Genomic DNA, 11,725 nt, shown 5'->3' with positions numbered 1-11,725 from the left:
TTAGCTAAAACTCTAGCCCTGATTGCAGCGGCATCCTTTTGCGGAGCGTAGCGGAGCAAAAGATATAGCGAAAACCTAACGAAGTGGTTCGGCGTAGCCAAAGCAGGTTCCCGGCTCCTAAAAAATCCGACCTTTTAACGGCAAATTTTTGCAAAAAAAATTCCATCAAAATGATTTGATGGAATTTTTAATTTTAATTAAATATATAACTCAATCCGGCACTTACAACCTGCTCAGTTTTTTTCTTCGCAATGCTTGGATCCGTTCCCGGCTCGTTCATCAGACCTTTGTAGGTATTGGAAAGTCCCAGATCATAGCGCGCTGTGATCTCGAGTTTTCGGAGGTAGGAAAAACCAAGTCCAAAGCCCAGTGCCATATTAAAACTGCTGGCTTTACCGTTAACTCCCGGATATTGCGGCAGTTCTTCAATGCCATAATATGGCCGTGAAGCCGGCAAATCTGTAACCTTCTGGCTTACCAAAAAATTAAATTTCGGGCCTGCAAGGGCAAAAAATTCTGATTCGGCTTCGGAGAAAAATCCTTTGAAATACAACGGAACGCTGATGTAATTATTCGCATAAATAGCATCGTAACCGCTTGCACCTTTAAAATCTTTGTTTTTACCGGATTCACCAGCGCCTAAATATTCCACGCCTGGTTGCAGGTAAAACTGGTCGCGGCTGTCAATCGGAATCAGTGCCAAAACGCCACCGTAACCGGAAAATAAAGCTCCGGACGGATTGTGTGCATTGGTAATTCGCGAATACGTTCCACCGCCCGTAATACCGAAACGTGTACTGCTAAAATCGATTTGCGCCGATAAAGCAACGGAAGCGACCAAGGCTGAAGTTAAAAGAATTTTTTTCATACCACTTGTGTTTTTTGTGTCTTATCCTAAAACTTTCGCTACAGTAGAACCGATTTCAGCCGGAGAATCTACTACGTTGATTCCGTTTTCTCTCATGATGGCCATTTTCGCCTGTGCGGTATCATCATCACCACCAACGATTGCTCCCGCGTGACCCATTGTGCGGCCTTTTGGTGCAGTTTGACCAGCGATGAAACCAACAACCGGTTTTGTAGAACCTGACTCTTTATACCAACGTGCAGCTTCAGCTTCCAGGTTTCCACCGATTTCACCAATCATAACAACCGCTTCAGTTTCCGGATCGTTGATGAATAATTCCAAAGCTTCCTTGGTAGTCGTTCCGATGATTGGGTCACCACCAATACCAATTGCAGTAGAAACTCCGTAACCGGCTTTCACCACCTGGTCAGCAGCTTCGTAAGTTAAAGTTCCGGATTTGGAAACGATACCAACTTTTCCTTTCTTGAAAACGAAACCTGGCATAATACCGATTTTTGCTTCATCAGAAGTGATGATTCCGGGGCAGTTCGGTCCGATTAATCGGGAGCTTGTGCCGGCTAAATATTCTTTAACTTTTACCATATCAGCAACAGGAATTCCTTCGGTAATACATACGATTACTTTGATTCCAGCTTCAGCAGCTTCCATGATGGCGTCTGCAGCAAACGCAGGCGGAACGAAAATAATACTTACGTTGGCTCCCGCTTTTTCTACAGCATCAGCTACCGTGTTGAAAACAGGTTTTCCCAAATGTTCAGAACCACCTTTTCCCGGAGTTACACCGCCTACAACGTTGGTTCCGTATTCAATCATCTGACCTGCGTGGAAAGTTCCTTCGTTTCCGGTAAATCCTTGTACGATTACTTTAGAATCTTTGTTTACTAATACTGACATTTTTTATTTTTTAAATTTATTTATTTTTTAATGCTTACAAAATTACTCAATAATTATTGAATTAAAGAGGAACAGCAGGCGTTATTTTAAATTTTTGAGTTTGATTTCCTTGCGCAAATACTGCTTGAATTCTTCTGCAATCGGTCCGAAATAAGTTCCTTTTTTTAAATCGCGGTTTACGCCGCATTTTGCTAAAAGTACCGTTCCGGATTCCACACGAACGCCGGACGCCATACCAACCTGTCCCCAAATCGTCACCTCATCTTCAATGATGCAGCAGCCGGCAATGCCGGTTTGGGACGCAATCAGGCATTTTTTTCCAATGACGGTATCGTGGCCGATCTGTATTTGATTATCTAAAACCGAACCTTCGCCAATTACTGTAGAATCAGTAACGCCACGGTCGATAGTGCAGTTGTTTCCAATTTCAACGTTATCAGCAATGACCACATTTCCAACAGAAATCAAACGGTCAAAATTTCCGTCTTTTTTCCGGTAATAAAAAGCGTCACCGCCTAAAACCGTATTTGACTGAATGATGACATTGTCACCTATTTCGGTACGGTCGCCAATGACTACGTTAGGAAATATGACGCAGTTTTGACCAATTTTTACATTATTTCCAATGACAACCGAAGGATGGATTTGCGTGTTTTCGCCAACTTCAAGCTCGTGCAAAGTTTCGCCGAAGTTGGTAATTTTAGTGAAATGATGATTGATTTTATTGAAATCTCCAAACGGATCATCGGAAACCAAAAGTGCTTTTCCTTCGGGACAGTCAACAATTTGGTCGATCAAAATGATTGTTGCGGCAGATTTTAAGGCTTTTTCGTAATATTTCGGGTGATTTACAAATACAATATCTCCACTTTTTACCCGGTGAATTTCATTGGTACCAAGCACCGGAAAATCCGGGTCACCCACCATTTGAGCGCCGATTAATTCAGCAATTGATTGCAGCGTTTGAGGTTGTGCAAATGTCATTTTATAAATATTTATTGCGGACTTTGCAGCCCGACTTGAGCGGAAATCCTTTTGCGAGGAACGAGCAAAAGATTGGGAGCGGAAGGCGGAAAAACCTGCCCAAAAAAATTCGCCGCTAAAACGGCCTTATTTTACTCTTTCCAAGTATGAACCGTCTTCGGTGTTTACTTTAATTTTATCTCCAGCTTCGATGAACAATGGTACCATTACGCGTGCGCCGGTTTCTACAATGGCATTTTTCAGCGCGTTGGTCGCCGTATTTCCTTTTACGCCCGGATCAGCTTCGATAACGTCCAAATAAACTGTTGGTGGAATTTCCGCTGACAACGGAGACTCATCAGCTTCTTTTAAAATGATAGTAACTTCCTCACCAGCTTTCATAAACTGTGCGTTTTCAATCATTTCCTTGTCTAAGTAAATCTGAGAAAAATCCTCATTATTCATAAAGTGGAAGCCGTTGTCATCTTCGTATAAATACTGGAATTTTCGCGTAGTTACTTTTACTTCATCAATTTTATGTCCCGCAGAAAAAGTATTGTCCAAAACTTTTCCGTTGGTTACCGATTTCATTTTCGTTCTAACGAAAGCGGGTCCTTTGCCGGGTTTTACGTGTAAAAATTCAATAATTTTGAAGATATCGTTGCTATATTCGATACACATTCCTTTTTTAATATCGTTGCTTGTTGCCATTTAAATCTTTGGATAAAAAGTTAAGATTATTGCTTAACGGTTGTTGTTTATTTTTTTATTGTTTTAATCTTTTCCGGTTCCGTAACCTTTAACGATTCCGCGTGGGGAATTGCGGATAAATTCCAGAATTTCGTCGCGTTCCACGGTTGGTAACATTTCTTTTTCAATGTAACTTGCCGCTTGAGAAACGTTCATTTTCATCTGAAAAATAGCGCGGTAAATCTTCTGAATTTCGAAAATTTTCTCATTGTTAAAACCACGTCTGCGAAGTCCGATAGAATTAATCCCCGCGTAAGTCATAGGTTCGCGCGCTACTTTTACGTAAGGTGGAATATCTTTACGGACCAAAGTTCCACCGGAAATCATGACATGTTTCCCAATTTTACCAAATTGATGCACAGCTGAAAGGCCGCCCATAACCGTATAATCACCAATCTCCACGTGTCCCGCAATGCCGCAGCCGTTCACAATAATTACATTATTTCCAAGGATGCAATCGTGTGCAATATGAGAAGTTGCCATAATAAGGCAGTCCTTACCGAGAATGGTTTGACCTGACGCTTTTGTACCGCGGTTTACTGTCACGCATTCGCGCAAGGTTGTACCGTCACCAATAATCACCTGAGTGTCTTCACCATCGAATTTTAAGTCTTGCGGGATGGCAGAAATAACGGTGCCCGGAAAAATGCGGCAGTTTTTGCCAATTCTTGCACCATCCATAATGGTCACGTTCGGACCTATCCATGTGCCCTCGCCTATTTCCACATCGCCCGCGATGGTGGTGAAAGGCTCGATAGTCACGTTTTTATGAACAATTGCACGTTTGTCTACGGCAGCTAATTGGTGAATCATCTAGTCCGGTTTATTTTTAGCTACCTGAGCCATCAGTTCTGCTTCTACGACAACGCTGTCCCCAACATAACCGAAGCCCTGCATATGTACAATACCTCTTCTGATAGGTGAAATTAATTCAATTTTAAAAACCATGGTATCACCAGGAACCACTTTTTTCTTGAATTTTACTTTATCAATTTTAATGAAATAAGTTGAATAATTTTCAGGATCAGGAACGCTGGCGAGAACCAAAATTCCGCCCGTTTGCGCCAAAGCTTCTACCTGAAGAACACCTGGCATAACCGGTTCTTTCGGAAAGTGACCTACGAAATAAGGTTCATTCATCGTCACATTTTTTAGACCGACAACGTGGGAATCAGAAAGTTCTAAAATTTTATCAATCAATAAAAATGGTGGACGGTGCGGCATCAAACGCATAATTCCGTTAATGTCGTAAACCGGTTCTTTATTGATGTCAATATCCGGAACATTTTTCTTTTTCTGTAATTTCCACTGTCTGTTCAGTTTTTTTGCAAACTGTGTATTTACAAAATGACCGGGTTTATTGGCAATTACTTTACCTTTTATTTTCACACCTACTAAAGCCAAATCGCCGATTACATCCAACAGTTTATGACGTGCTGCTTCGTTTGGATAATTTAAGGTGAGGTTATCTAAAATTCCGTTCGGGCGAATGGATACTTCGTCCTTTCCGAATGCTTTTTTTAATTTCTCAGAAGTTTCCTGAGTTAATTCTTTATCAACATAAACGATAGCGTTTGAAATATCACCACCTTTAATCAATCCGGCATCCAGAAGCATTTCTAGTTCGTGCAGAAAACTGAAAGTACGAGCCGCAGAAATTTCATCTTTAAACTCCGAAATATCTTTAAGTGTTGCGTTTTGAGTTCCTAAAACTTTAGTTCCAAAATCCACCATAGTCGTCACTTCGTAAGAATCTGAAGGTATAATTGTAATTTCTGAACCTGTTGCAGGATCGCTGTAGCTGAGCACTTCTTTAACAATTAAATATTCTCGCGCGCAAGATTGCTCTACAATTCCGGCTTTTTCGATGGCTTCTACAAAAAACTTTGAAGATCCGTCTAAAATTGGGGGCTCCGCACTGTTCATTTCCAAAATGGCGTTATCAATGTCACAGCCAACTAAAGCTGCTAAAAGATGCTCACATGTATGAATGCGAACGCCCAGTTTTTCTAAGGTTGTTCCTCGCTCAGTGGTCGTCACATAATTCACATCTGCTTCAATATGCGGCCGGCCTTCAAGATCTGTCCTAATAAAAACGAAACCTGTATTTTCTTTTGCAGGTTTCATGGTCAGGGTCACTTCGCGACCGGTATGAAGTCCGATCCCGGAAAGGGAAACTTCTTCATTTAAAGTTTTTTGCTTATCACTCATTAGTATTATCTTTTGAGTTTTTCTCAAGATTATTTATACGTTTTACAATATCGGTAAAATTGCGGAAATGCACGTAATTTCGTCGGTATTCGCCCGCATTGATTGCTGGGGAACCGTACAAAATTTCACCATCCTTCGCGGAAGAATTTACGCCGCTTTGCCCTTGTATTTTTACCTGGTTTCCGATGTTGATGTGACCCACAATTCCGGCCTGACCACCAATTTGGTTCCAGTCGCCAATCACCGTAGAACCGGCAATACCAGCTTGCGCCGCTATAACATTATGTTTTCCGATTTTTACGTTGTGTGCAATCTGGATGAGATTATCGATTTTGGTTCCCTGTCCGATAATTGTAGAACCGAGCGTTCCGCGGTCAATGCTGCAGTTGCTGCCAATTTCCACGTTATCTTCTAAAATTACATTCCCCAATTGCGGAATTTTCTGGTAACCGTCTTTTGTAGGCTGAAATCCGAAACCATCCGAACCGATCACGGTGTTTGAATGTACGATACAGTTGTCGCCAATCACGCAATAATCGTAAACGCGAACGCCACTGTAAAGAACACAGTTTTTACCGATCTTCACATTTTTACCGATGTAAACCTGCGGATATATCTGGCTTCCGGCACCAATTTTTACCTTTTCGCTCACGCAGGTAAAAGCACCGATGTAGACATTTTCGCCAATCGTTGCACTTTCATGAAAAACAGCACCATCTTCAATACCGGATTTGCGGCCCTGCATTTCCTGGTACAGATTCATTAAAATCTGAAAGGAAAGATAAGCATCTTCTACCGCGATAATCGTGGGTTTGTACGGGATATCGGTTAATAATTTTTCGGAAACTATAATTACCGCGCATTTCGCATCGCGCAGGTAATCTACAAATCGCGCCTGTGCGACAAAGGAAAGATGTCCTTCTTCCGCACTTTCTATGGGCGCCACTCCCGTGATGATGGTTTGGTCATCTCCGATAATCCGACCATTAATAAAACTTGCAATCTGCGACGCGGTAAACTCCATATCCGGCAAAGATAGGAAATTATGAAATATTTTATATCTTTTTATGATTTTTATGGATTTCCAGCGGAGGCGATTATAGTCAAATAAATTACGTGAAAAATCTATGACACCAAATGGTTAGCGCTAAAAAGTGAAAAAATTTGCCCTTAAAGCACCGAATTTTTCTAAATTAAATTTCGCGCGGAAAAGCCAAAATATATTTCGTGTTTTGCTGGCTGATAAACGAAGACAAAATCTGATTTTCTGAGTGGTCCAGACGGATTTTTTCACCGTTTTTCTGCAATAGAAATATCGGTTGCTCTTCCTGATTATAAGGTAAAAGGTGCCGCGCAAGCTGATTCACCAACTCAGCGCCGGCGCCAGAACCATATTTCTCGTCCGTGAGATTAATTTTTTCCTGTATGAATTCCGCAGAAAAAGGCTGCGAAGAAATAATGGTTCGCGGAAAATTTCGCTGAATGACACATTTGCACAGATAAGAAAGAATAATATCCTCATTCTTCGACCAAAATTTCATGGCCTGAATCACGTCGTTATCATCGAGTTCCGTGAAGCGCTGTAAATCTTCGGCGGTCGCGCATTCAAATTTATTTCTATGGAGGAAATAACTCAGATTTTCGGAAGCCGGCAGATTTTTCCCCTGTGAAACCAAAACTTTTGCGCGCGCTAAAATTTTCACCAAGAGAAATTCAGCTATTGCAGCGGTTTTGTGGTAATATACCTGCCAATACATAAACATCCGCGCGGTGAGGAAATTTTCGATGGAATAAATTCCTTTCGCATCAATCACCAGTTCGTCCTGCGCTACGTTCATCATCGAAATGATGCGCTGCGTATTCACACTACCTTCGGAAACACCGGTGTAGAAGCTGTCGCGCTTCAAATAATCCAAACGGTCAACATCCAGTTGCGAGGAAATCAGCTGGTTGAAAAATTTGCGGTGATATTTTCCCTGAAACATTTCGATCGCAGTAGAAAGCTGGCCGGCGAACTCCTCATTCATTTTCCGCATTAATAATAAGGACAGTTTTTCGTGATGCCAATCATCCATCAACATATTTTCCAGCGCGTGCGAAAACGGTCCGTGACCCACATCGTGCATCAAAATCGCTAACATTGCGCCTTTTTCTTCCTCTTTGGAAATCGCAACGCCTTTTAGTTTTAAAGTTTCCAGCGCGGTAAACATCAGGTGCATTGCGCCTAAAGCGTGGTGAAACCGCGTGTGCGTGGCACCGGGAAAAATCAGGTTTAAAAGTCCCGTTTGGGAAATCCTGCGCAAACGCTGGAAATACGGATGCTCGATGACATCGAAAATAATTTCGTGCGGAATATTGATAAATCCGTGAACCGGATCGTTGATGATTTTAAATTTATTGGTCATAAGCTGCATCTAAAAGCGAAAAATTTGCCGCTGGAACGGCACAAATTTACATATTTGTTTTTGAAGCTTTTAACTAATGGCTTTAATAAAAGATAAAGTCATCATTAATAAAAATCAAAAAAAAGCCGCTAAAAGGCCGGAATTTTTAAAAAAAATTAACGCAAGTTTAACGTGGTTTTAAAGAAAAGTTGGCATTTTATGGTTGTATTTTTGACGGCGAGACCAAAGCGAATTGCTTTAAATAAGTGACTTACGCGGTTTCCTTTAAATTAATAAACAAAAAAATGTATGTCAAAACTTATTTGGATTGATGATGAAGTAGATTTACTAAAACCTCATATTGTATTTTTAGAAAACAAAGGCTACCAAATTTCGCCTGTAAATAACGTAAACGAAGCGCTGGAAATGATTGAAAAAGAAAATTTTCAGCTCGCGCTTTTGGATGAAAATATGCCCGGAATTTCCGGTTTGGAAGCCATTCCGATGATTAAAAATATCGATTCTGCCATAAAAATTGTAATGGTAACCAAAAATGAAGAGGAACTGATTATGGAACAGGCGATTGGTTCCCAAATCGCGGATTATATTCTGAAACCCGTCAATCCCAATCAGGTTTTATTGTCCTTGAAAAAAAATCTGCAGGAAGAAACTTTGGTGGAACAGAAAACGATTCTGGAATATCAGCAGGAATTCCGCAATCTTTCCATGGAGCTTTCTTACCTGAAAACCTACCAGGAATGGGCGGAATATTATAAGAAAATCCTGAACTGGGAAATAAAATTTGATAAAGTTTTCGACAGTGAATTTTCAGACCTTTTGCAATCTCAAAAAGAAGAAGCCAATATTCAGTTTTCCAAATTCATTGAAAATAATTACGAAGACTGGTTGCATTCTTCGGACAAACCGATGATGAGCCACACTTTATTTAAAGACAAGGTGAAACCGGAAATGGAAAAAGAAAAAGTGCTTTTGTTGATGGTGGACAATCTGCGTTACGACCAGTGGAAAGTTATTGAACCACTTTTCACCAAATTTTACCAGAAAACTTCGGAAGATTATTACTACAGCATTTTGCCAACGGCAACGCAGTATGCGAGAAATTCTTTTTTCGCCGGCTTAATGCCATCGGAAATCGAAAAAAGATTTCCGGAATTTTGGTTTAATGATAACGAAGAAGGAAATAAAAATGAGCACGAGCGCGACTTTCTGGAAGATCAGATGAAAAGATTGGGCTTATCCGGAAAAAGCATGAAATACCTGAAAATCCTAAATTCTGATTTTGAAAAGAAAATTCTGGAGGATTTCAATCAGCATAAAAACAACGATTTGCTCGTGATTGTGTACAATTTCATCGATATTTTATCGCACGCAAAAACCGATAATGTTATTGTAAACCAATTAATTCGCGACGATAAAACGTTCCGTTCGCTGACGTACAATTGGTTTGAAAATTCTTCTTTGCTGAAAATCATTAAAACAGCGGCAGAAAACGGTTTCAAACTGATTTTAACCACCGATCACGGAACGATTTACGTGAAAAAACCGAGTAAAGTAGTTGGCGACCGCGAAACCTCTACCAACATCCGTTATAAAACAGGCCGAAGTTTGACGTACGAGAAAAACGATGTCTGGGCGATTTCCAATCCGGAAAAACTGTTTTTACCAAAGGGGAATCTGAGTTCGAAATATATTTTCGCCAAGAACAACACCTTTTTAGCTTACCCGAAAAATTACAATCATTTTGTAAATTATTATAAAGAAACTTACCAGCACGGCGGCATTTCTTTGGAAGAATGCATTATACCGATTTGTGTTATGGAGCCCAAATAGTTTTTTCATAGTTTATTTTAGTTTGGGTTCCGGGGCGGGAAAAATCAAAGATTTTTCCCGCTTTTTTCTGCCAAAAAATCCGCTTCGCAAAGCCATAAACATATTGTATTTTTACACAAATTAAAAAGTTAATGAGAATCATTTCTTATAATGTGAACGGAATTCGCGCGGCTTTTACCAAAGATTTTTTGGGCTGGCTGCAAATGGCAGATCCGGACGTAATCTGCATTCAGGAAAGTAAAGCCGGAAACGACCTGATTGACATTGAAAGCCTGGAAAAGGTGGGTTATTATAGCTACTGGCACAGTGCGCAGCGCAAAGGTTATTCCGGTGTCGGAATTGCGTCGAAGGTGAAACCTAAACATGTGGAATACGGCTGCGGAATTGAGCATTATGATTCTGAAGGTAGAATTATTAGGGCTGATTTCGAGGGATTTTCTGTGATTTCTGTTTACGTACCGTCGGCGTCAAATATCGAGCGGCTGGATTTTAAAATGCAGTTCTGTTTTGATTTTCTGAAGTACATCAAAAACTTAAAAAAAACATTGCCGAATCTCATTATTTGCGGAGATTTCAATATCTGTCATCAGGAAATTGATATTCACAATCCGGTTGGTTTAAAAAACGTGTCGGGGTTTTTGCCCATGGAAAGAGAATGGCTCACACAGTTTATTGATGAATGTGAACTGATCGACAGTTTCCGGCATTATAATGACGAGCCGGACCATTATTCGTGGTGGAGTTACCGCCAGAATTCGCGCGCGCGGAATAAAGGTTGGCGTTTGGATTATAATTTTGTTTCCGCCACATTAACCGATAAACTTTCGCGCGCTGTAATTTTGAAAGAAGCGGTACATTCCGATCACTGTCCGGTGATGGTGGAATTTTCTTAAAAAATTAGCTGCTTTAACGGCATATTTTTCTGATTTGATCTCGTCTTGCTTGAACTAGCTAAAAGCAAAAAATTAGCTGTTTTAACGGCAAATTTTTGCTAAATGGCGTACACCGCGACCCGACCTGAGTGGAGCTCTCCGCCGTGGCGGAAGCGGGAACGGAGGGCGGAAAAGTCGCCCGAAAAATAAAGCGTAAAAAAAAGCCGCCCGGTACAATACCAGGCGGCTTTCTATTTCTACAATTTCGATTATAAATCGTAACTGATAATTTCATATTCTACAGGCATTGTACCGCGGGCGGTATTTCCTATGGAATCAAACGCTGCTTTTGAAAGATCTAACGAGCGGGATGAATGGAAAGGTCCACGGTCGTTAATTCTAACTTCGACACTTTTGCCGGTTCTCAGGTTGGTAACTTCTACCAAAGTCCCGAAAGGAAGCGTGCGGTGCGCTGCAGTAAGTTTTCGGTTATTGAAAATTTCTCCGCTGGCTGTTTTTCTACCGTTAAACTTATCATGGTAGAACGATGCAAAACTTGTTTTGGCATCATTGGCATTAAACTTGGTGAAAGAATAAATACCAAATGTTGAAATCATCATGATGATCAGGAGTATTCCTCTTTTTATCATTTTGAATTATTTTTATTGGTTTTGACTCTGCAAATTTATTCCGAAATAGAATTACGCAACTATTGAAGTGTTAAACTACGTTAAGGAATTGTTAATTATTTGTTAACGATACCCGCGACCGCCGTTATATCGCGATTTCCCACAGGTTCTTAAATTGTGTTAAAATTAGGGTATAAATGTTAATATTATTAACTAAACACTGCATAGCACCTACCGAAAAACACAGATTTAATGCTGACTTCCAGCATTTTAAGCATAAAAAACACCACAGGAATTTCCAAT

General features: G+C 40.5%; 11 protein-coding genes. 2 read left to right on the top strand and 9 right to left on the bottom strand.

Annotated features, from left to right (window positions below):
• Positions 1-193: 193 nt before the first annotated feature.
• The 8 genes from BMZ55_RS10530 to BMZ55_RS10495 all read right to left on the bottom strand — a co-directional run bounded on the left by BMZ55_RS10530 (position 194) and on the right by BMZ55_RS10495 (position 8,091).
• Complete coding sequence (locus BMZ55_RS10530) at positions 194-868, bottom strand: porin family protein (RefSeq protein ID WP_089820306.1); 675 nt, start codon at positions 866-868, stop codon at positions 194-196.
• Between the two features lie 21 nt (positions 869-889).
• Positions 890-1,762, bottom strand: a complete 873-nt coding sequence (sucD, locus tag BMZ55_RS10525) for a succinate--CoA ligase subunit alpha (RefSeq protein ID WP_089820305.1) — start codon at positions 1,760-1,762, stop codon at positions 890-892.
• An 81-nt stretch (positions 1,763-1,843) separates the two neighbouring features.
• Positions 1,844-2,746, bottom strand: a complete 903-nt coding sequence (locus tag BMZ55_RS10520; RefSeq protein WP_089820304.1) for a UDP-3-O-(3-hydroxymyristoyl)glucosamine N-acyltransferase — start codon at positions 2,744-2,746, stop codon at positions 1,844-1,846.
• Positions 2,747-2,872: 126 nt separating this feature from the next.
• On the bottom strand, positions 2,873-3,436 hold the full coding sequence (gene efp / locus BMZ55_RS10515) for an elongation factor P (RefSeq protein WP_039343313.1): 564 nt from the start codon (positions 3,434-3,436) through the stop codon (positions 2,873-2,875).
• A gap of 63 nt (positions 3,437-3,499) precedes the next feature.
• The gene (gene lpxA, locus BMZ55_RS10510; RefSeq protein WP_039343311.1) at positions 3,500-4,288 is read right to left on the bottom strand and encodes an acyl-ACP--UDP-N-acetylglucosamine O-acyltransferase; all 789 of its coding nucleotides are present in this window, start codon (positions 4,286-4,288) and stop codon (positions 3,500-3,502) included.
• The gene (locus BMZ55_RS10505; RefSeq protein ID WP_039343306.1) at positions 4,289-5,686 is read right to left on the bottom strand and encodes a bifunctional UDP-3-O-[3-hydroxymyristoyl] N-acetylglucosamine deacetylase/3-hydroxyacyl-ACP dehydratase; all 1,398 of its coding nucleotides are present in this window, start codon (positions 5,684-5,686) and stop codon (positions 4,289-4,291) included.
• On the bottom strand, positions 5,679-6,710 hold the full coding sequence (gene lpxD / locus BMZ55_RS10500) for a UDP-3-O-(3-hydroxymyristoyl)glucosamine N-acyltransferase (protein ID WP_089820303.1): 1,032 nt from the start codon (positions 6,708-6,710) through the stop codon (positions 5,679-5,681). Before lpxD ends, BMZ55_RS10505 begins: the two co-directional genes overlap by 8 nt.
• Before the next feature lie 169 nt (positions 6,711-6,879).
• The gene (locus tag BMZ55_RS10495) at positions 6,880-8,091 is read right to left on the bottom strand and encodes an HD domain-containing protein (protein WP_089820354.1); all 1,212 of its coding nucleotides are present in this window, start codon (positions 8,089-8,091) and stop codon (positions 6,880-6,882) included.
• A 288-nt stretch (positions 8,092-8,379) separates the two neighbouring features.
• Here BMZ55_RS10495 and porX point away from each other — a divergent pair, with 288 nt between their 5' ends.
• Complete coding sequence (gene porX / locus BMZ55_RS10490; protein ID WP_089820302.1) at positions 8,380-9,921, top strand: T9SS response regulator signal transducer PorX; 1,542 nt, start codon at positions 8,380-8,382, stop codon at positions 9,919-9,921.
• 131 nt (positions 9,922-10,052) lie between these two features.
• Positions 10,053-10,814: an exodeoxyribonuclease III gene (locus BMZ55_RS10485; protein WP_089820301.1), complete on the top strand. Its 762-nt coding sequence runs from the start codon at positions 10,053-10,055 to the stop codon at positions 10,812-10,814.
• A 248-nt stretch (positions 10,815-11,062) separates the two neighbouring features.
• Here the strand turns inward: BMZ55_RS10485 and BMZ55_RS10480 are convergent, their stop codons facing one another.
• Positions 11,063-11,443, bottom strand: a complete 381-nt coding sequence (locus tag BMZ55_RS10480) for a septal ring lytic transglycosylase RlpA family protein (protein ID WP_039343294.1) — start codon at positions 11,441-11,443, stop codon at positions 11,063-11,065.
• Positions 11,444-11,725 lie beyond the last annotated feature (282 nt).

This window comes from Kaistella treverensis (genome assembly GCF_900114045.1).
Taxonomy (GTDB): domain Bacteria; phylum Bacteroidota; class Bacteroidia; order Flavobacteriales; family Weeksellaceae; genus Kaistella; species Kaistella treverensis.
This window is presented reverse-complemented; position numbering and strand designations above follow the sequence as displayed.